22 protein-coding genes are annotated in these 20,128 nt (G+C 67.9%); 13 read left to right on the forward strand and 9 right to left on the reverse strand.

The genetic code is table 11. The features are described from left to right. Positions 1–3: 3 nt before the first annotated feature. From mutL to IT540_RS03020, 4 genes are all read right to left on the reverse strand, one after another. Complete coding sequence (gene mutL, locus IT540_RS03005; protein ID WP_291173066.1) at positions 4–1,797, reverse strand: DNA mismatch repair endonuclease MutL; 1,794 nt, start codon at positions 1,795–1,797, stop codon at positions 4–6. 115 nt (positions 1,798–1,912) lie between these two features. Then, positions 1,913–2,356 carry a hypothetical protein gene (locus IT540_RS03010; protein WP_291173069.1) on the reverse strand — a complete coding sequence of 148 codons (444 nt, stop codon included), beginning with the start codon at positions 2,354–2,356 and terminating at the stop codon, positions 1,913–1,915. Beyond that, complete coding sequence (locus IT540_RS03015) at positions 2,353–2,907, reverse strand: sugar transferase (RefSeq protein WP_291173072.1); 555 nt, start codon at positions 2,905–2,907, stop codon at positions 2,353–2,355. Before IT540_RS03015 ends, IT540_RS03010 begins: the two co-directional genes overlap by 4 nt. Before the next feature lie 122 nt (positions 2,908–3,029). Then, positions 3,030–3,395 (reverse strand): hypothetical protein, encoded by a 366-nt coding sequence (locus IT540_RS03020; protein WP_291173075.1) that lies wholly within the window; start codon positions 3,393–3,395, stop codon positions 3,030–3,032. A gap of 149 nt (positions 3,396–3,544) precedes the next feature. Here IT540_RS03020 and IT540_RS03025 point away from each other — a divergent pair, with 149 nt between their 5' ends. Then, entirely contained in the window at positions 3,545–3,694 is a 150-nt protein-coding gene (locus IT540_RS03025; RefSeq protein WP_291173078.1) for a hypothetical protein, read from the forward strand. A 13-nt stretch (positions 3,695–3,707) separates the two neighbouring features. Here IT540_RS03025 and IT540_RS03030 read toward each other — a convergent pair whose 3' ends face one another. Further along, positions 3,708–4,130: a low affinity iron permease family protein gene (locus tag IT540_RS03030; RefSeq protein WP_291173080.1), complete on the reverse strand. Its 423-nt coding sequence runs from the start codon at positions 4,128–4,130 to the stop codon at positions 3,708–3,710. A 143-nt stretch (positions 4,131–4,273) separates the two neighbouring features. Here IT540_RS03030 and IT540_RS03035 point away from each other — a divergent pair, with 143 nt between their 5' ends. Then, positions 4,274–5,173 carry a hypothetical protein gene (locus IT540_RS03035; protein ID WP_291173083.1) on the forward strand — a complete coding sequence of 300 codons (900 nt, stop codon included), beginning with the start codon at positions 4,274–4,276 and terminating at the stop codon, positions 5,171–5,173. A 73-nt stretch (positions 5,174–5,246) separates the two neighbouring features. On the opposite strand, the gene IT540_RS03040 is transcribed toward IT540_RS03035, so the two are convergent. Then, the gene (locus IT540_RS03040) at positions 5,247–6,050 is read right to left on the reverse strand and encodes a tellurite resistance TerB family protein (protein ID WP_291173086.1); all 804 of its coding nucleotides are present in this window, start codon (positions 6,048–6,050) and stop codon (positions 5,247–5,249) included. 267 nt (positions 6,051–6,317) lie between these two features. On the opposite strand from IT540_RS03040, the gene opgC reads away from it, so the two are divergent. After that, positions 6,318–7,358, forward strand: a complete 1,041-nt coding sequence (gene opgC, locus IT540_RS03045; protein ID WP_291173137.1) for an OpgC domain-containing protein — start codon at positions 6,318–6,320, stop codon at positions 7,356–7,358. Next, positions 7,325–8,236, forward strand: coding sequence for an SGNH/GDSL hydrolase family protein (locus tag IT540_RS03050; RefSeq protein WP_291173089.1), 912 nt, complete (start codon positions 7,325–7,327; stop codon positions 8,234–8,236). Before opgC ends, IT540_RS03050 begins: the two co-directional genes overlap by 34 nt. Positions 8,237–8,598: 362 nt before the next feature. Here the strand turns inward: IT540_RS03050 and IT540_RS03055 are convergent, their stop codons facing one another. Next, positions 8,599–8,811: a hypothetical protein gene (locus IT540_RS03055; protein WP_291173091.1), complete on the reverse strand. Its 213-nt coding sequence runs from the start codon at positions 8,809–8,811 to the stop codon at positions 8,599–8,601. A gap of 221 nt (positions 8,812–9,032) precedes the next feature. Between IT540_RS03055 and IT540_RS03060 the strand changes: the two genes are divergently transcribed. The 3 genes from IT540_RS03060 (at position 9,033) to IT540_RS03070 (ending at position 11,713) form a co-directional block, all read left to right on the forward strand. Further along, positions 9,033–10,634, forward strand: a complete 1,602-nt coding sequence (locus IT540_RS03060) for an ATP-binding protein (protein ID WP_291173093.1) — start codon at positions 9,033–9,035, stop codon at positions 10,632–10,634. Continuing rightward, positions 10,609–11,208 carry a response regulator gene (locus IT540_RS03065; protein ID WP_291173097.1) on the forward strand — a complete coding sequence of 200 codons (600 nt, stop codon included), beginning with the start codon at positions 10,609–10,611 and terminating at the stop codon, positions 11,206–11,208. The genes IT540_RS03060 and IT540_RS03065 overlap by 26 nt, the downstream gene beginning before the upstream one ends. Before the next feature lie 160 nt (positions 11,209–11,368). Beyond that, on the forward strand, positions 11,369–11,713 hold the full coding sequence (locus IT540_RS03070; protein ID WP_291173100.1) for a hypothetical protein: 345 nt from the start codon (positions 11,369–11,371) through the stop codon (positions 11,711–11,713). 32 nt (positions 11,714–11,745) lie between these two features. Here IT540_RS03070 and IT540_RS03075 read toward each other — a convergent pair whose 3' ends face one another. Beyond that, positions 11,746–13,161 carry an FAD-binding oxidoreductase gene (locus tag IT540_RS03075; protein WP_291173104.1) on the reverse strand — a complete coding sequence of 472 codons (1,416 nt, stop codon included), beginning with the start codon at positions 13,159–13,161 and terminating at the stop codon, positions 11,746–11,748. Positions 13,162–13,296: 135 nt separating this feature from the next. Between IT540_RS03075 and IT540_RS03080 the strand changes: the two genes are divergently transcribed. After that, positions 13,297–13,641 carry a hypothetical protein gene (locus IT540_RS03080; RefSeq protein ID WP_291173107.1) on the forward strand — a complete coding sequence of 115 codons (345 nt, stop codon included), beginning with the start codon at positions 13,297–13,299 and terminating at the stop codon, positions 13,639–13,641. A 13-nt stretch (positions 13,642–13,654) separates the two neighbouring features. Here IT540_RS03080 and IT540_RS03085 read toward each other — a convergent pair whose 3' ends face one another. Continuing rightward, positions 13,655–14,614 (reverse strand): L-threonylcarbamoyladenylate synthase, encoded by a 960-nt coding sequence (locus tag IT540_RS03085; RefSeq protein WP_291173109.1) that lies wholly within the window; start codon positions 14,612–14,614, stop codon positions 13,655–13,657. A gap of 191 nt (positions 14,615–14,805) precedes the next feature. Here IT540_RS03085 and IT540_RS03090 point away from each other — a divergent pair, with 191 nt between their 5' ends. The 5 genes from IT540_RS03090 to IT540_RS03110 all read left to right on the forward strand — a co-directional run. Further along, the gene (locus IT540_RS03090) at positions 14,806–16,587 is read left to right on the forward strand and encodes an acyl-CoA dehydrogenase (protein WP_291173112.1); all 1,782 of its coding nucleotides are present in this window, start codon (positions 14,806–14,808) and stop codon (positions 16,585–16,587) included. Between the two features lie 13 nt (positions 16,588–16,600). Next, entirely contained in the window at positions 16,601–18,109 is a 1,509-nt protein-coding gene (locus tag IT540_RS03095; protein ID WP_291173117.1) for a hypothetical protein, read from the forward strand. 79 nt (positions 18,110–18,188) lie between these two features. Next, entirely contained in the window at positions 18,189–19,139 is a 951-nt protein-coding gene (locus IT540_RS03100) for a histone deacetylase family protein (protein WP_291173122.1), read from the forward strand. A 90-nt stretch (positions 19,140–19,229) separates the two neighbouring features. After that, positions 19,230–19,487 carry an exodeoxyribonuclease VII small subunit gene (locus IT540_RS03105; protein ID WP_291173124.1) on the forward strand — a complete coding sequence of 86 codons (258 nt, stop codon included), beginning with the start codon at positions 19,230–19,232 and terminating at the stop codon, positions 19,485–19,487. 394 nt (positions 19,488–19,881) lie between these two features. Further along, positions 19,882–20,128 (forward strand): 1-deoxy-D-xylulose-5-phosphate synthase N-terminal domain-containing protein (locus tag IT540_RS03110; RefSeq protein ID WP_291173127.1); only part of this gene is annotated, 247 nt, incomplete at its 3' end.

The following is a 20,128-nucleotide window of genomic DNA, read 5'->3' on the forward strand; positions in this document are numbered from 1 at the left end:
GGCTCACGTCCTGCGGCCGAACAGTCGCTCGATGTCGGAGAGCTTGAGCTCGACGTAGGTCGGACGGCCGTGATTGCACTGCCCCGAGAACGGCGTCGCCTCCATCTCCCGCAGCAGCGCGTTCATCTCGGCGGCCGTCAGGCGGCGGCCGGCGCGCACGCTGCCGTGGCAGGCCATGCGCGAGGCCACGGCCTCGAGGCGCTCCCGGAGCGGAGCGGCCGAGCCCTCCGCCATGAGATCGGCCGCCAGATCCTTGACGAGACCGTCCACATCGGTGCTGCCGAGCAGCGCCGGCACCTCGCGCACGGCAATGGCCGCCGTGCCGAAGCGCTCCAGCACGAGTCCGAGCTCGGCAAGCTCTGCGGCCTTCTCGTCGAGCAGCACCGCCTCGTCGTCGCCGACCTCGACCAGTGCCGGGATCAGGAGCGCCTGGCGGGCAACGCCGCCGTTGGCGAGCGCCCCCTTCAGGCGCTCATAGATCAGGCGCTCGTGGGCCGCGTGCTGGTCCACGATAACGACGGAGGTCTCGGTCTGCGCCACGATGTAGGTCTCGTGAAGCTGCGCGCGCGCCGCCCCGAGCGGGCGGTGCTGGTGATCCGCGACGGGCAGGTCGTGAGCCTCGGTGGCGGCCGAGACCGCCGCCAAGCCGTCGAATGCCGCTTGCTCCTCGGCGAACCCGGCATTTCTGGCAGCTTCCGCACGCAATCCAGTGCCGTGAGGAGGCTCGGCCTGTGGCGTGGCGACGACCGTGCGTGCCAGTGTTTCGAGCGTGCGCGCGCCGCCCTGGGCGCTGGCGCGGAAGCCGGCGCCTTCGAGCGCGTGGCGCAGCGCACCGATGATGAGGCCCCGCACGGCGCCGCTGTCGCGAAAGCGCACGTCCACCTTGGCGGGATGCACGTTGACGTCGACCTCGGTCGGCGGCAGCGCGACGAACAGCGCGAGCAGCGGATGGCGCCCTCTCGGGACGAGGTCGCCGTAGGCGGCGCGCACCGCGCCGACCAGGAGCTTGTCGCGCACGGGGCGGCCGTTGACGAACAGGAACTGATACGCCGCATCCGGCCGGTGCAGCGTCGGCAGTCCCGCGAACCCGCTGATAGAGATGCCGTCTCGCTCGCCCGACACCGGCATCGCGTCGGTCATGAACGCCCGCCCCATGATGCGGCCAAGACGCTCCAGCATGCCGTCGGCGCTCGCGGCCGAGCGCGGCAGGCTGAGGCCCGCGCGCTCCCCCGTGGTGAGCGAGAAGCCGACGTGCGGGTGCGCCATCGCGAGGCGCTTCACTGCCTCCGAGACGGCGAGGTTCTCCGCTCGCTCCGACTTGAGGAACTTGAGCCGCGCTGGCGTCGCCGAGAACAGGTCGCGCACCTCGACTCGCGTGCCGGGGTTGAGAGCCGCCGGCTTCAGCGGCAGCTTGGTGCCGCGGTCCACGGTGATCTCGAAGGCATCGCGCGCCCCGCGCGGGCGCGAGGCGATGGTGAGGTGCGCGATGGAGCCGATGGAAGGCAACGCTTCGCCGCGGAAGCCGAGCGTGTGGATGGCGAGCAGATCGTCGCCGTCGAGCTTCGCGGTGGCATGGCGGGCGACAGAGAGGGCGAGGTCGCCCTTGTCCATGCCGCACCCGTCGTCGGTGACGCGGATCAGCGACAGCCCGCCGCCCGCGGTGACGACCTCGATCTCGGTCGCGCCGGCATCGAGTGCGTTCTCGACCAGCTCCTTGACCACGCTCGCCGGCCGCTCGACAACCTCGCCGGCGGCGATGCGGTTGATGGTCTCGGGGCTGAGCTGGCGAATGGCCATTGGGAAGCGTGGACCTTGCGTCGTTGATGACCTGCCGGCCGGGCACGGCCGACTCGAAAATACCGCTGCAAGGTACTCCGCTGCCGGGCAGGCCGAAAGGGCGCGGCGGCCGCCGTCAGGGGCGCCTGTTCACGCGTCCGAGAAGCTGGACGATGGTCTCTCCCGGCCTGAGGCCCGGCTGCATCACGACCACCACGCGGCGCGCGGTGCGGCGGCTGTCGACCGCAATCCCGCGGCTCTGCTGCCCCGGCGCCAGGATGTCCTGCAGCTTGAGTCGCGCGATTCCGCCGTCCGCGAATTCGATCTCGACCCCGACGAGCATCACAGGCAGGCTGCCGGAGCGCACGTGGATGGCGAAGAGATGCGCTTGCTGTGCCGCGATGGGGAAACTGAGGGTCTGCGTGCGGTTGTTGGCGCGCGCCGTGCCGAGCACCTCGAGCGTCTGTCCCTTGGCGTCGCCCGCCGGCAACAGCGACCCGAGCAGGCAAAAGATGAGAGCGAGAACCGGTATCAGCGAGCGGCGTGCCGAGGTCCCGATCCTGCGCGTGGTCGTGGTCACGGGGAAACCCGGTCTCCGCGGCCGGCACCGAACGTAGTCAGGATGATGAGCTGTAGGTCGGTCAGCAGCGACATCGTTCCCAGATATTCCGCATCGCTCACCGCCAGCCGCTCCGGGTCGGACATGTCGATCCCCGCCACCTGGGCAACGCCCGTGATCCCGGGGCGGATCGCGTAGACGCCCCGCTGGCGGCGGGCGGCGATAAGGTCGGTCTGCGTGGGAAGGCAGGGCCGCGGCCCGACGAAGCTCATGTCCCCGCGGATGATGTTGAGCAATTGCGGAAGCTCGTCGAGCTTGAGCCGCCGCAGCCAGCGTCCGACCGGCGTGACCGATGACGCGGGCGTCTCATGGCTGGGAGCGTTGCGCGTCTCGGCATACATCGTGCGCAGCTTGTAGCACGTAAACGGCTGCTCCCTGAGACCGATCCGCGTCTGGCGAAAGATGGCCGGGCCGGGGGAGGTGAGCTTGACGGCGGCCATGCAGGCAAGAACAGCGGGAGCGACGACCGGAAGACTTATCAATGCGAAGGTGAGGTCGAAAATGCGCTTCATGCCGTCATTCTGAGGCTTTTCTCGGCATTCGACAAGGAAGCGCGCGGTCGCCGGCAAGCGTCGCGCCCGCGAAATTCGCAATCAAAAGCGTTGAGATCGGCCGCGACCCTGTGGCCGTCGTGTTACGGATAGGACCGCGTCGGTGGACGCAAGGCGCTTGTGAAGCGCAGCGACAGCACGTTGCCGTCGCGGCCGGCCACCACGCAGTCGGCCTCCTTGCGGTCCGGGCTCGAGAAGAGCATGAGCGGCCGCGCAAGGAGCTGAGGCTTGATGTCGTCGTGCCAGAGAACGATCTGCGCCGTGAGCGGAGACATGTCGCGGATCGTGCAAGGGCGCGGCATGATCAGGCTCTCGCCCCACAGATAGCCTTCCTTCATTCGGCGGGGATTGCGGAAATCGGCCGGCTTGAGCGTCCGGCCGTTGGAACCGTCGGCGCGCGGCGCTCCCTCCCCGGAAAGGGAGGAAACGAGCGACTTCCACAGGGCCATGGCCTCCTCCGTCCGCAAGAAAAGCTTGCCGTGAAGGATCGGCAATGTTGGTGAAGAATTCCCTAAACCCTGCGGCCAGGGGCCGGAAAATCCGGAACTATCGGGTCTGGCGTCGCGTTTTTCAGATCCGCAAGTAAAGGAGAACGAACATGGCGGATCGCAAGGTCGTGAGCCCGACGGAATCGCGGCAGGCAACCCCGCAGCGCACCAACTATCGCGTCTTGACGCGCTCTCTGTTGATCGCGCTCGTCGCCGCTGTGATCGTCTACGCGTACTTCTATCTCCAGTCGCCGGCATGATCCGCGCATGGTCTCACCGGCCAATGCGCCGCGCCTCGAGCTCGCGCACGACATGAGCGAGGTCGTCGTCGATGAGCGGCGCGAACTTCTCGCGCAAGCGAATGAACTCGTCGTGTACGCGCTCCAGATCGTCGTCGGACATGTTGTCGAGCGCGACTAGGCCGGTGCGTGCGCCGTCCATGCAGCGTAACAACTCGTCGAGCTTGAGGGCGACGATGCGCGAGTCCCGGTTCTGCGTGTTCTGAATGAGGAACACCATGAGGAAGGTCACGATCGTCGTGCCGGTGTTGATGAAGAGCTGCCACGTATCGGAGTAGCGGAAATATCCGCCCGTTGCGCCCCAGGTGAGAACCGTGGCGCAGGCGGCCAGGAATGCCCAGTACGATCCCACGGCGTGTGCGGCCGCCTCTGAAAATCGACGAAAAGCTTCTTTCATCTGAAACTCCTGATCTTGACCAATGGCGGCGCATGTCTTCAGCATGCGCCCAAAATGCTGCCATGATTTCGAGCCGCTTTGATCCAACTCGGCTCTTAAGCATGGGAAAGGCCGCGGAGTTCCCCGTGGTCAGGGGGGAGCCGATGTCGGTGGACGGAATCCAGATAGCCCTGTGCGCGGTCGGCGCGTTCTACGCCTTCGCCGGATACGTGGCGACCAGGGTGGCTTTGACGTCGCACTTCGTGGATCGCGCCATCGCGGCCATCGCTTGCAAGCGTCCGAGCAAGACCGAGACCGCACAGAGCTACTGGCTGCTGGCGGCTGCGACGCTGGTCCTCGCCGGCGGCGTGGCGCTGCTCTTCCTCATCGACGTCGCGGCTTTTCTGTTCCTGCTGTCGGCGATCGGCCAGGCGCTGTACCTGTTCTACGTCGCGCCCCGCTACTTCGACGTCGAGGATGCTCCCGACGCCGTCGGGCGCCGCCGTTCCATCAACGCCTTTGTGATCTATCTCGTCGCCACGGCGTTTGTCGTGTGGGCACTCTCGGCCGGCAAGCTGGCGAGCTGGCAGGACGTCGGTTGGCCGTGGCTGGCGCTTACCGCCGCTCTGGTCGCGGCCCATGTCGGCTACATCGTCCATACCCTTGCCGGCTCACCGGCGGCCAAGCCTCTCTTCGCGTCACCGGACGCGGATGGCGATACCGGCCGCGATCCCTCGCAATCGACGCGCATCAAGGTCATGGCGGACTATTACGCCCATCCGCTGTGGGCGCTCGACGAAGACCTTTACGGTGACTTCCCGCCGGAGGCGCTAGAGCTTTCGCCTGAGCTGGCACAGGATCTGAACGCATGGGCGGAGGCGTTCACGTCCTCCCTCGACCCGGACAACCCGGCCGAGAGCCGCTGGAGCGAAGCCGAGCGCCAGGCGCACGAGGCGATGGCCCGGCCTCTGGCCGTCCGCCTGGCCCGCGAGCGGCCGGACCGCACGATTTTCGTGCTGGAGGCCGAGACCGGCGTGGTCGAGGTCAGGCCTGACGGGTACTGAGACAGGTATTGACCACCGAACGCTTCGCGGGCGCGATCGAGACTGATCGCGCCCGAGACGTACTGGAGAGCTTTCACGCACCCGCCGTGCGCGACTGCGGAACCGAGGTCGCCGCCGGTGCCTTCGCCGACGCCACGGCCTGATCGAGGTGCGCGACGAGTCCCTCCTCGAGACCGAGCGTTGCCGCGAGATAGCGCAGGTAGGCCTGCTCTGCCGGCGTATCGGCCTCGATCGCGATCGCCGACGCGAGGTAGACCTCGCTCCTGACCTCGGGCGTCGAGGCCGCGGCTGTGAACTGCTGCGGCGACCATGGCGTGGCAATCTCGCGCTCGAGGAACTGGCGCTCCTCGGCCCCCACGCCGGCATCGGCAAGGCGCCCGGCGATGCGCTGGCGCTCCTCGGCGTCGATGAGGCCGTCTGAAAGCGCGGCCGCGATCATGGCGCGCAGGAGCAGGAGCGCGTGCTCGTTGGGTGCCGGTGCGCCCGGGAGCGTCGCGCCCGCTTGCGCGGCCGACAGGAACTCGGCCGCACGTGTGCCGAGCACCGGCTTGCCTTGTTTGTAATCCGTATACGCCTTGTAGGCGAGCCCGCCGAGCGCGGCCGCGGCGCCGAGCTTCAGCGCATCGCCCGCGATCTCGCGTCCGCCCTTGGTACCGAGCAACAGGGTCGCCAGCGTACCCACGGCCGCGCCGCCGGCGAAGCTGCCGCCACGGCTGCCGAGGAAGCTCTTGGCCTGCTCGAGAAGATCAGCCGGCTGCGCGCCGGCGTCCGCTGCGCCTCGGTCGGGGCCGCGATGTGTGACCGGCACGGAGCCGGTGCCCTGCGGCTGGGCGCCGGCCCCCATCACCAAGTCGAGAAGCTTTGTGGCATCGATCATTTCAGTCTCCTGAGTCCCTTGACGAGCGGTAGATAGGGAGATGCCCGCAGACCTCAAGATTGCGATGCAAAAACTTCGCCGGCCGCCGCCATTCCGAAGCGCCCGTATCGGTACGGACGGATAGCGCGGATCATCCGCTTGTCTCGCGGCCGCATGTAGGCTTTAAGGCACTATCTCGTCTTCGGGAGGCGGGATCGGAAGAGACCACAAGAGCACGAGATGCGACCCCCCAACGCGATCGATTTTTGGCGTGGCGTCGCGCTCGTGATGATCTTCGTCAACCACATCCCCGGGCTGGATTATTCGCTCGTCACGCTGCGTAACTACGCGATCTCGGACGCGGCCGAGCTGTTCGTGTTCCTTGCCGGCTGCTCGCTTGCCTTCCTCACCAACGGCAGCAACGGCGGATCCGAGCCCAAACCGGTCGGGCGCGTGATCATGCGCCTCCTGTTGCGCGCCTTCGAGATCTGGCGCGCCCAGATCGTCACCATATCGATCGCCATCGCCATGTTGGGGGCAGGCGCCATTGCCTTCAACGATCCGCTATTGCTCGAATGGCACGGCGCCGGCCCGGCATTCACCGATACGGTGCGCTCCTCGATCGGGCTTGCGCTGCTGACCTACCAGATCGGCTACTTCAACATCCTGCCGCTCTATGTCGTGCTGCTGCTGCTGGCCATCGTCTTCGTCGTTCTCTCCCGATGGTCGCTGCTGCTGGCTCTGGTCGCCTCCGTAGCGCTCTATGTCGCGACGCTCGCGTTTCAGCTCAAGCTGCCGAGCTGGCCAGTCGGGGGCGCATGGTTCTTCAACCCGCTCTCGTGGCAGATCCTGATCGTGCTCGGCTTTCTGAGCATCACTGTGCAAAGAAGATACACTGCCGTCTGGCACGAGGCCGTCGTGCGCCTCTGGCCCTGGGCCGCTGCCGTCGTGTGCGTGGGGGCTGTCATCGTATGGATCGACTACCGCCCCGATCCGATGACCGTCCCTTCTCCAAGATTCTTCTTTCTATTTGACAAAGAATTTCTTTCTCCTGTGCGCATTTTGAGCATGATGGCCGTCGCGATTGCATTCTATCCGGCCTATCCGGTACTTTCACGCCAGATGGGACCTGCCGTGCGCTACTTCAGCAGTCTGGGCCGCAACTCGTTGGCCGTATTCTGCGTGGCCTCGCTTCTGGCACTGGGCGGTCAGATCGTCAGGTACCTTGGCGAGCCAACCTTCTTGTTCGACACGGCGATCGTTGTAACGGGGCTGGTAGTGTTGAGGATTACCGCATGGGTCGCCGAATTTCAGTCTTCAACGTCCTGATGGCCTGCGCCGCCGTCGGCCTCGTTCCGCATGCCGCCGTTGCCACCGATGCGAGCCGGCCCGCCGTCGAGACCAAGAAGGCCATCGAGCCGCCCGCGCGCGTCGTTCCGCTGGCCGCGCCGAGCGGCCCCGCCGCTGGCCAGGCGACGAAGCGCAGCCCGCTGCTGCGGTTCGCGACCCCGCGCGATTCGACCGAATGCAAGGTGAAGAGCCCGGCCTACGAGGGCCGCGCGCCGCTCCGCGCGGTGCGTCGCGCCATCCTGCAGAACCGCCCGGTCCGCGTCATCGCGCTCGGCTCGTCGTCGACCGTCGGCGTGGGCGCCTCCTCGCCGCGCGCCACCTATCCGATTCGCCTCGAGAACGACCTCGAAGGCGTGATCGAGGGTCTCAAAGTGGAGATGTACGCGCGCGGCCAGTCGGGAGAGGTCGCCGAGGGCGCCGCCGAGCGCCTCAAGATCGATGTCGCCGAGATCAGGCCGGATCTCGTTGTCTGGCAGGTCGGCACCAACGATGCCGTGGCGCGCATCGACGCCGAGACCTTCGGCAGCCTGCTGCGCGACACGCTGGCATGGCTCGCCTCGCACAAAATCGACGTGGTCCTGATCGACCCGCAATATGTGGAGCGCCTCGCGCAGGATGCGCGCTATACGAGCATCGTCAACGAGATCTCGAAGATCGCGAGCGAGAAGCGCGTCCTGCTCGTCAACCGCTTCGACGCCATGGCCGATCTGGCGCGGCAGCATCCGGGCTCGTCCTACTTGTCGAACGACCGCTTCCATCTCAACGATCTCGGCTACCGCTGCATGGCCGAGTACGCGACGCGCGCGATCGTCGCCGGCATCATCCAGGCCGATACGGAAAACGGCGCGATGCACTAGGTCATGCCGCTTCGGACCTGCCGGGTCCGAGCGTGACCATTGGTTTCTCGAGCGCCGGGCGAACTGAGCTGCGGTTCGAAGAAAGCAAAAAACGCGCCCTGAACCACAGAGCGCGTCCGTGCGGCTGTCTCAAGCATGCAACCGATGACGAGGAGACTATTCGCGCGCCATCCACGACTGCGGAATCCTCTTCGCTATGCGCCCGACAAGACTCGTGGGCCGCCGAGGGATGCCGCTTGAGAGCTCAGGTGAGGTGGAACACTGCCATGATGACGATGGCCGAAGCCACCAGGAACAGATCGAAGAGCTTGATACCGCTCGGCATGCTCGTCTTCTCCCTAGGCCGTGAACGATGGCGTGGCTCAATCGGCCCGCAGCAAATCCTCGAGCGCGGCTCGCGGCCGGCTTTCGAGCGCAACCTCCGGTGCAACCGGAATGTCCAGAGGATCGGGTCCGCCGAGCGGCCCCGTACTGTCAGGGTTGATGGCAGTCACGATGCGCACGTGCGCAAAGCCCTGCGAATAAGCAGTCGGCAGCCGATGCTCAGTCTCGGTCGTGGAGGGCGTGTCGATCATCGAATCCTCCGTCGAGATTCCGTTTGTCAGGGGGCAAGGTTGCAACACTGATAACCTTGAGGCGATTGCCCCCCGTCGGCAATTGGCATGAGTACGTAGAAAGTTGCCATAGGGAGTATTACGTATCGCCCGGGCGCGGGAGCGATGGAATATGGCTTTCCCGCGTGTCGGCATCGTCGTCCAGCGCGTCGGAGCAGCAACCCAGGATAGGCCGAAGGCTCATGACCGACGCCCGCCTCTACCGCCGGATCCTGTACGGCTGCCTCTTTCTCGCGGCCTATGTGGCGCTCGACTACGTGAGCTACGTGAAGCCCTACCGCGGGCTCGGCATCACGCCTTGGAACCCGCCGCCTGGCCTCTCGATTGCCGTGGTTTTCTTGGGCGGCTGGTTTTACGCGCCGTTCGTTCTCATCGCGCCGGCCATCGCCGACATGGTCGTCAGGGGCGGCGCGCTCGGTCCCAAGCTGGAGTTGATCCTTTCGCTGGCCTTGGGCAGCACGTACCTGGCCGGGGGGTTGGCCCTCAAGCGCATATCGAGCTTCGATCCGCGCTTCCGCTATGTCCGCGACGCGCTGACCCTGATCGGCGTCGCCGTGTCCGCGGCGCTGGTGGCCGCGGCGCTCTACATCGTCATCCTGCGCTCGACCGGCACCATCTTTCAGAACGAGGTCGTCGCGGTCGCCTGGCGTGCCGCCGTCGGCGACGTCATCGGCATCCTCGTCGTTGCGCCGCTCGTGTTCCTGGCCTTCGCGTACCGGCCATGGCCGCGGCCCGAGCCGATGGCGCTCATTCAGTTCTCCTCGCTCTTCGTCGCCCTCGCCGTGGTCTTCGGCTATCAGGAAGCAACGGCCTTCCAGCTTTTCTATCTGCTCTTCCTGCCGCTGCTCTGGATCGCGCTGAGCTACGGCCCGCCTGGTGCCGCACTGAGCCTGCTCTTCATCCAGCTTGGCCTGATCATCGGTGCCGAGATCCGCTTCGGGCCGGATCCGGGGCTCGGTGCGCTTCAGGTGCTGATGATCGCGCTCGCCATCACCGGCCTCATCGTCGGCACCATCGTCGCCGAACGCGAGGACGCGGCGGCGCGCCTGCGCGATCAGCAGGCGTCGATCAACCGCGCGCTGCGCATCCGCTCGGCCGGCGAGGTCGCCGCCACCATCGCTCACGAGATCAACCAGCCGCTGACGGCGCTCAACACGTACGCGGGCATTGCCGCCAAGGCGATGGAGGACGGGCGCACCGATCTCGTTGCGCGCGCCATCGACAAGATTCGGGCCGAGAGCGTGCGCGCCAACGAGGTGCTGCGCGGCATCCGCGAGCTTCTGCGCCAGGGCACGCTCACGAAGCGCAACGTCGATCTCGAGGCCAAGCTCGCCGAGCTCGAGATGCTGCTCAAGGAGGATCTGGAGAAGAAGGGTATCCGCCTTGCCATCGAAGTGGATCCGGACTTTCCCGTCATCCGTGCCGACGGCGTACAGCTCCAGCAGGCGATCCACAACTTGATCGTGAACGGCGCCGAGGCCATTCTGGGCGTCGGCCGCAGCGGCACGGTCGAGGCGCGGGTTCGCCTGTCCGGCGGCGACGAGGTGTTGATCGAGGTCGAGGATGACGGCCCAGGCTTTCCGCCCGGTTTCGACGTCGCCGAGCCGACGCCCTTCACCACCACCAAGCCGGAGGGATCGGGCCTTGGCCTCGCCGTCGCCCGATCCATCGCCGAGGCGCACGGAGGCGGCCTGTCCATAACGACATCTCCGCGCGGCGCGCGCGTCGTCTTGAAGCTGCCGATCGAAAGGGAGGGCGATGAGCAAGACCGTAAGCGTCATTGACGACGAGGCATCGGTGCGGGACGCCGTGGCCATGCTGCTCGAGACGCATGGCCTCACAGTGTCTTGCTACGACGGCGCCGAGGCGTTTCTCGCCGCGCCGTTCGCGGCCGGCTGCATCGTGAGCGATGTACGCATGCCGGGCATCTCGGGTCTCGAGCTTCTGCGCACGCTGAGAAGCGCCGGCGATCCGCGCCCCCTCTTGCTGATGACCGGCCATGGCGACGTGGAGCTGGCCGTCCAGGCCATCAAGCTCGGCGCCTTCGATTTCGTGGAGAAGCCGTTCTCCAACGAGCGCCTGATCGCCAGCGTCGAGGAAGCGCTCGTGGCGTCGGAAAGCTCCCTCAAGGAGCGCCTCGAGCTCGAGGACCTGCGCAGCAAGTACGCGGCGCTCTCCGATCGCCAGCGCGATACGATGCAGCTTCTGATCCGTGGTCTCTCCAACAAGGAGATCGGCCAGCAGCTCGGCATCAGTCCGCGCACGGTCGAGATTCATCGCACCTGGGTGATGACGAAGATGTCGGCGCGCTCGATCGCTGATCTGGTCCGCATGTCCATGGCGCTCGGAATCGAGTGATTGCGACACCCCCTCGGGATTTTTCCCGAGCGGCCCGCCGGTCCCATGCGTCCGCCTGTGGTGCGCTTGCCTCGGTTGTGGGCATTTGTGCTCTGCACCGTCGAGGCCGCCGTTTGAATCTGCCAGAATGAATCGGTCAGGTGAGAAGGAGGAGCTCAACATGACGAAGGATGCGGCTTTCCGTATGGGCTTTGCCGCGCTCGTGCTCGGCGCCGGGCTTGCGCCGGCGCTCGCCCAGTCGGAAACCGGCTTTGCGTCCATGCACAATCAGGCCCGCGTGGGCGGCAAGCTGTGCATGACGGACCATTGGCACTACGGCAACGGCAGCGGCAATACCAAGGCGCTGGCGCAGCGTGACGCCATCGGCTCCTGGCAGAGCTTCACCGACTTCGAATACGGCAGCGCGTGGGCGCGCTTCAGCAACGCCGCGGCCAAGCGCGTAAGCTGCTCGCAATCGGGCAGCGGCTACAGTTGCCAGGTCGAGGCCCGCCCCTGCCGCCGTTAGGCTTCTGCGCTCGCCTCGGGCAGCGACGGGCTCTAGCGGCTTACGACCTTTCCGGGATTGAGGATCCCCTTGGGGTCGAGCGCGTCCTTGATGCGCCGCATGAGATCGATCTCGACCGCGCTCTTGACGCGCACGAGCTCCTCGCGCTTGAGCCGCCCGATGCCGTGCTCTGCCGAGATCGATCCTCCGAGCGAGACGACGACGTCGTGCACGGCCCTCGCCATCTCGTCCCACAGCGCGAGGAATGCCTCGCGCGCCATCTCCGGCGGCTGCGAAACGTTGTAGTGCACGTTGCCGTCGCCGAAATGGCCGAACGGCACCGGGCGCGCGCCGGGTGAGACACGCTGCACGGCGTCGCTGGCTTTGATCAGAAACTCGGGGATGCGCCCGACCGGCACCGAGATGTCGTGCTTGATCGAGCCGCCCTCGCCCTTCTGCGCCTCCGACGCCGACTCGCGCAGCCGCCACAGATCAGCCGCCTGCTGGAGCGAGGTCGCAACCGCCGCGTCGGTAACGAGCCCTGCCGCCACGGCGTCCGCGAGCAACCCGTCGAGCAGCGATGTGGCACGGCCGTCCGCGGCACCGGAGATCTCGACCAGCGCGTACCACGGCGCCTCGTCCGCGAGTGGACGGCGCGTGCCCGGTATGTGCCGCGTCACGAAATCGACGAGCCGACCGCTCATGAACTCGAACGCCGTCAGCGCCTGCCCGGCTTGTGCCTCGGCGAGCTGGAAGAACGGCAGCAGGCTGTCGAGCGTCGGCAGCGCGGCCAAGGCTGTCGCACGCTCGGCGGGCTGGGGGAACAGCCTGATCGTCGCCGCGGTGATGATGCCGAGCGTGCCCTCCGATCCCACGAACAGGTCGCGCAGGTCGTAGCCCGTGTTGTCCTTCTTGAGCGCGCGCAGTCCGTCCCACACGGACCCGTCCGCGAGCACCACCTCGAGGCCCGACGTAAGCGCCCGCGCCGTGCCGTAGGCGAGCACCGCGACGCCGCCGGCATTGGTGGCGAGGCATCCGCCGATGGTCGCGCTGCCTTCCGAGGCGAGGCTGAGCGGGAACAGCCGGCCGACGCTGCGCGCCGCCTCCTGTGCCGCAGCGAGCGTGACGCCGGCTTCCACGGTCATCGTGCCGCCCGCGGGATCGAGGTCCCGGATACGTGTCATGCGCGCGAGCGAGAGCACGATCTCGGTGCCGCTCTCGCTCGGGATCTGCCCGCCGACGAGCCCCGTGTTGCCCCCTTGTGCAACCACGCCGACGCCCTCCGCGTTAGCCAAGGCGAGAATTCTGGATACCTCGTCGGTCGTCCTGGGCTTCACGATCAGGGGCGTGCGCCCCACATAGAGGTCGCGCCATTCACGGAGGTGCGGCGCTTGCTCGCCGGCGTCCGTGATCGCATTGTTTGCACCCACGATCGCCGTGAATCGGGCGATCAGGCCGGCGTCGGGCATTTTTTTGGAACGATCGGAGGACGACGTCATGAACGGGCTGCCGCTGGCATCGGGAAGGGGCGCGAGCGCCCTCGCGTCCGGCTGTCCATATCAGGCTTTCACGCCATGAATCAAAAAACGCGGTTAATGGCACGCATGGGCAGGATCGCGGTGCTGGGGCTTCTGGCCATGGGCACGGCGCTGGCCGCACCGCTCGCCTATGCGGTCGAGCCGCCGATCGTCCCCGGCATCCGGCCGGCACCCCGGGGCGTGGCACCCCAGAGAATTCCGCCGCGCCCCGCGCCCGGTGTCATCCCCAAGAGAATTCCGCCTGGCGGCATCGGGCTCGGCCCGAGCGTCGTCCGCCCTGGCACTATCGGCCCCAACTGCCGCTCGAGCTGCGGCTCGCGCTGCCAGATGGTGACCTGCTCGGGCCTCAACGTCTCGCAATGCGCCGCCGCCCGCCAGCGCTGCCGCATGTCGTGCACGACGCGCTGCTGATTCTGCGCTGTTGTTACGAGCGCGGCGCGGCGGCGCGGCGCAGCCGGTCGTTGATGGCGTCGCCGAGCCCATGCTCCGGGATCGGCATGACGGCGATAGTCGGGGCGCCCGTCCGATCCAGCGCGCGCAACGCCGCGAACAGCCCCGCGGCCGCCTCGACGAGGTCGCCCCCGGCGCTGAGGTTGACGACTGGCCCCGCCGCTGCCGGCACGTCGGGTCCGAACGCCAGCAGCGCCTCTCCCGGTCTCACGTCTCGCGCATCGAGCCGCAGCGCCGCATTCGGCGCGTAATGACTCGCGAGCTGTCCCGGCGATGTCGGGTGTGCGTCGTCGCTCACCGACCCAACAGCAAGCGCCTGCCCGAGCACGGCTTCGATGGCCTCGCGCGGCACAGCCCCCGGTCTGAGCAGAGCGATCTGGTCTCCCGTCGCGTCGAGCACCGTGCTTTCGAGCCCGTGCGGAGTGGCCCCGCCGTCGAGGATCATGGCCACGCGCCCGTCGAGATCGTCCAGCACGTGCTGGGCCGTGGTCGGGCTCACGCGTCCGCTGCGGTTGGCCGAAGGCGCGGCGAGCGGGCGCCCTGCGGCCGCGAGCAGCGCTTGCGCGACCGGATGCGCGGGCACACGCACCGCAACCGTATCGAGCCCCGCCGACACGAGATCTGAGACGCCGGCATTGGCGCGCCGCTGAAGCACCAGCGTCAGCGGTCCGGGCCAGAACGCGCCCGCGAGCTTGCGCGCGGCCGGCGCAATGGTGGCGATCTGCTCCGCGCCCGCAACGTCCGGCACGTGCACGATCAGCGGATTGAAACGCGGCCGTCCCTTAGCCTCGAACACGCCTGCGACCGCGCGCCCGTTTGTCGCGTCCGCGCCGAGCCCGTAGACGGTTTCCGTCGGAAACGCGACGAGCGCGCCGTCGCGGATGAGCCGCGCCGCCTCCTCGATCGCCGTCTTGTCCGCCGTCCGCACCGTCATGACAGTCCTTCTCAGTTGAGGTTTTTCCCCTTCGCCTGGAAGCGATCGTATGATCCCAACAGGGGAGACGTGGGAAAGGTCGCGCAGTGCAAGCTGCGCGGGTGAGGGGGCGTTGCGCTTGAGAGCCTTCCGCACGATGATCGCAATCGAGCGGTAAAGCCCGAATCGACGCGGGTACGGAAAGGAAACCCATGAGCTACGAGGCTCCAGTAGACGACATCCTCTTCGCGCTCAAGACGGCGGCCGATGTTTCGGGCGGCATGGATAAGGAGGCCGTGCGCGGCCTCGACGAGGACACGCTGCGCGCGATCCTGGAGGAGGCCGGCAAGTTCGCGTCCGAGGAGCTGGCGCCCCTGAACAAGGCCGGCGACCGCACGCCGTCCCGCTGGATCGATGGCCGCGTCACGACCCCGCCCGGCTGGAAGGCCGCTTACGACGCGTTCCGCACCGCCGGTTGGAGCGCCCTTCCGTGCCCGGAGGCGTTCGGCGGCCAGGACCTGCCCGAGACGGTGGCGATGGCGGTGTGCGAGATGTGGAACGCGGCCAACCTCTCGTTCGGCCTCTGCCCGCTTCTGACTCAGGGCGCCATCGACGCGCTGCAGGCCGGCGGCTCCGAGGAGCTCAAGCAGCGCTACCTGCCGCGCATGGTGAGCGGCGAATGGACCGGCACCATGAACCTGACCGAGCCGCACGCCGGCTCCGACCTCTCCGTCATCAAGACGCGCGCCGAGCGCGCTCCCGGCGGCACCTATCGCCTGTTTGGCACCAAGATCTTCATCACCTACGGCGATCATGATCTGACCGAGAACATCGTGCACCTCGTGCTCGCGCGCTTGCCGGACGCGCCCGAGGGGACGCGCGGCATCTCGCTGTTCCTGGTGCCGAAGCGCCTAGTCGCCGACGACGGCACGCTCGGCGCCGAGAACGACGTCGTCTGCGCCGGCCTCGAGCACAAGCTCGGCATCCACGGCAGCCCGACGGCGGTGATGAAGTTCGGCGAGAAGGAGGGCGCGGTCGGCTACCTCGTCGGCGAGGAGAACCGCGGCTTGAACACCATGTTCGTCATGATGAATGCCGCGCGGCTCGCCGTCGGCATCCAGGGCGTCGCGGTTGCCGAGCGCGCGACCCAACACGCCGTCGCCTACGCCAGGGAGCGCCGCCAGGGACGTGCCATCGCGGCGCGGTCGCCCGGCATGGTGCCCATCGCCGAGCACCCGGACATCCGCCGCACGCTGCTCACCATGAAGGCGCTGACGCGCGCCGCCCGCGCCATCTGCTACGCCACCGCCGCCGAGATCGACGCCTCGCGCCACGCCGCGACGGAGTCCGAGCGCCGCACCGCCGGCGACCGTGCGGCGCTCCTGACGCCCGTCGCCAAGGCGTTCTCGACCGACATCGGCTGCGAGGTGGCGTCGCTCGGTGTGCAGGTCCACGGCGGCATGGGTTTCGTCGAGGAGACCGGCGCCGCGCAGTTCTACCGCGACGCGCGCATCCTGCCGATCTACGAGGGCACCAACGGCATCCAGGCCATCGATCTCGTGACGCGCAAGCTGCCGCTCGCCGGCGGCCAGCTCGTCAAGGACCTGATCGCCGAGTTCGACGCCGTGGCGCGCCGCGTGAAGGCGGTCAACCGGCTCGAGATCGGCCGCATGGGCCAGCGCCTCGCCTCGACCGTGGTCGCCTTCGCCGAGGCGACCGCCTGGATGGCCGAGGCCGTGGAGCACAGCCCCAACCTCGCGCTCGCCGGCGCCACGCCCTACTTGCGGCTGTTCGGCCTCACCGCCGGCGGCCACTACCTCGCCAAGGGCGCGCTCGCCGCGCTGGACGAAGGGGGGGCGCACGCCATGGAGTCCGTTGCGCTGGCGCGTTTCTTCACCGAAAACATCTCCGTGGCCGCGCCGGGTCTGGCAGCCGTCGTGACGTCGGGCGGCCATGCGGTTCTGGATGCGCTGCCCGAAACGGCGCCCGCCTGAACGGAGAACGCCGATGCTGTTCCAGCTCCTCGCGCGCGGTGTGATGACGCTCGCCATCGTTGCGGCCTTCGCCGGCCCGTCCGATGCCGGCTGGCTGTCGCGCCTTGTCCGCGAGGCGGGCGAGAGCGGCGGCGGCGTGACCTCGAAGCTCGGCAAGACCGGCGCCAGCGCCCTGGACAGTGCGGCCGCCCACGTGGCCTCGTTGCCCAAGCTTCCGGGCGGCGGCACCGCGCTCGCCGCCCACGTCACGCCCGAAGGTCATTGGAAGTTCGCCAACCGCGAGGGTCAGGTCTTCACCGCCGGCACGCCCGACGAGCTGGCCCGTGTCGGCGCCGCGCTGGCGCCCGAGGCAGCGCCGGGCGGCAAGCTCGCCTACTATCTCTCCGAGGACACGGTCTTCAACCAGCGAACGGCCTTGAAGGATCTGCCGCAGGGCGCGGACCTGCACCTCGTCGTCGGCAAGGACGCCTACCGCCTGCGCCGCACGGGCACCTCGGGCGATCTCGCTGCCGAGTTCCGCCCGAGCGTGGTCGTGAGCCTCGCCGACCGCGGGCTGTTCGAGGAGACCGTCTACCGACTGACGCGCCCGCTCAGCCGCTCGAGCATCCGCGTGCTGGCACTGGAGACCGGCGGCCCGACGCGCCTGTCGTCCGTGCCGCGCTACGATCCGGCCACCAAGGCTGCGCTTGTCGATGCCGTCGACCCATCGGTGCTACCGCAGGCGCTGTCGGGCCTCAAGGGCCAGACCGCTCTGGTCTCCGGCCGCATCGACGGCAACGTGCTGACCTTCCGTCCCTCGAGCGGCCCCGAGCAGACGCTCGATGTGGCCAGGCTCGTCAAGGCTGCCGAGGACGCCGACGTCAACCTGGTGCTTCTGGCGACGGGCGCCGCCCATCAGCCGGGCGGCCGCAACTGGCTCTGGCAGCGGGTCGCCGTGTCGGGTCTCGACGACGCACTGACGCGGGCGACCTTCGCCGATTTCCTGAGCGCGCTCGGTGGCGCCGGCAACGAGCTGACCATCAAGGCCTCGCCCGGCTCCTACGGCCGCGTGGTGTTCTCCGCTTCTCCGTCCCCCAGTGCCACGGCGCCGCTGACCGACTGGATCCGGTGGGACGACTGGGTCGGCGAGATCACCGGGCACGTGGCCATGAAGTCGGCCGAGGTCTTCGCGCGAGACGCGGCGCAGGAGCGCGAGCTTGATGCGCGCATCGTTCCCGGCATTCCCTCCGGCGTGCAATATTTCTATCTGGGCTCACTCGTGGCCGGGCTCTTGGCATGGCAGGTCTCGTTCCCCTGGTGGTCTCGCATCTGGCCGCCGGAGCAGCGCCATGAGTACGCCGGCCGCATCGGCTACATCGCCGCCCGCACCGCCCGTTTCGTCGCCTGCGTGCTCGTATTCCTGCCGCTGGTCGGCATTCCCGCCCTGCTCTGGCTCGGCGTTCTCCAGATCTGGGGGCTGATCATCGCCCCGTTCCGTTTCCTGGGCTGGCTCCGCAACCGGCTCATACCTCGCCGCGCGTGATAGCGCTGGCCAGCCGGGCACGCTTCGCTATCATGGCCATAACGAAGAAACTTTGGGAGCGCCCGAGGCTTAGTCACTTATGGCAACACTGCTGATCACGCACGCCGACTTTCTCGACCATGACACCGGCTACAGCCATCCCGAGCGGCCGGACCGCATGCGCGCCCTTGACAAGGTGCTTGCGCACGAGAGCTACAACGCGCTCGAGCGCGCCGAGGCGCCGCTTCGCGACGACGTCGAGGAGGCGATTCTGCGCGTGCATCCGATCGGTCATCTGGCACGCATGAAAGGTGCGGGCGAGGTCGCCAAGAAGCGCAACGGCGGCCTGCACCTCGACAACGATACGGTGATGTCCGCCGGCAGCATGGAAGCGGCCCTGCGCGCCGTAGGCGCCGGCCTCGACGCTGTCGACGCGGTTATGGGCGGCCGTGTCGCCAACGCGTTCTGCCAGGTGCGCCCGCCGGGCCATCACGCCGAGGCCAACCGCGCCATGGGCTTCTGCCTGTTCTCGAACGCCGCCATCGCGGCCCACTACGCCCGCGCCCGCTACGGCGCCGACCGCATCGCCGTCGTCGATTTCGACGTCCATCACGGCAACGGCACGCAGGACATCTTCTGGTCCGACAAGGATCTGTTCTACGGCTCGACGCACCAGATGCCGCTGTTCCCCGGCTCCGGCGAGCTGTCGGAGACCGGCGTCGGCAACATCTGGAACGCGCCCTTGCGCGAGGGCGACGCGGGCGAGACCTTCCGCGAAGCGTTCACGTCGCGGATTCTGGGTCCGCTGCACAACTTCGGTCCGGACCTGATCGTGATCTCCGCCGGCTTCGACGCTCACAAGCGCGATCCGCTCGGCGGCCTGCGCCTCGTCGAGGCCGACTTCATGTGGGCCACCGAGGCGCTCGGCAAGGCGGCGGAGCAGCACTGCCACGGCCGCATTGTCTCCATGCTGGAAGGCGGCTACGACCTCGACGCGCTGGCCAAGTCGGTCGCTGTCCATGTCCGCACGCTGATGGACCTCGGCAGCTAAGCGTCTGATCGCACATGGCGAAACGAGTGCGTGCGCCGGCGCGCGCGAGGCTCTAGAGTCGAGTCAAAAGAATCACGAGGCCGGGACGGGATGAGCAAGCCGTTGAAGAACCACGCCGACATCAAGGAGCTCTCCTTCGAGAAGGCCTTGAAGGAGCTCGAGACCATCGTCAGCCGGCTGGAGCGCGGCGACGTTGAGCTCGAGGAGAGCATCACCATCTACGAGCGCGGCGAGGCTCTGCGCGAGCACTGCGACCGCCTGCTGAAGCAGGCCGAGGCGCGCGTCGAGAAGCTCACCGTCGGCTCGGACGGCACGCCGCGCGGCACCGAGCCCCTCGACCCGGAATAGCGGCTGCCGAGCCCACCACGCGGATTGCGGAAGGGCCTGGAGCGTGTCTTCAATTCAGCTCGAAGCACTCTGCTCCCATCGTCATGGCCGGGCTTGACACGGCCATCCAGGGCGTGTTCCCGACCGATGAGCAACTGGCCCCTGGATCGCCGCCTCGTCGTGGCGACGCCTTGCCCGCGGACGGCGGCCATGACGGCAAGGACTAGGGTTAGGGCTGGCGCGCGTCGGCGGCGAAGCCCTTTGCCGTTCTGCCGCAGCCGCCGGGGAGGAATGCCCGGCCTCGGCCCTTCATCCGCCGCAGGTTCGGCGCTAAGGTAGCGCAGAGACGCGGCCCCGAAACGCCGGGGACCGCGCGGGAGCCTAGGCTCCGATGACCGAAGGATGATGCCCCGCCGTGAGCAAGACACCGCTCCTCGACACCATCAAGACGCCCGAGGATCTTCGCCAGCATTCCGAGTCCGATCTCCGCCAGATTGCCGACGAGCTGCGCCTGGAGACCATCGACGCCGTGTCTGTCACGGGCGGACATCTGGGTGCCGGCCTCGGCGTCGTGGAGCTCACGGTGGCGCTGCACTGGATCTTCGACACCCCGCGCGACCGGCTGATCTGGGACGTCGGCCATCAGTCCTACCCGCACAAGA

The sequence above is a fragment of the Hyphomicrobium sp. genome, assembly GCF_020852195.1.
Classification (GTDB): domain Bacteria; phylum Pseudomonadota; class Alphaproteobacteria; order Rhizobiales; family Hyphomicrobiaceae; genus Hyphomicrobium_C.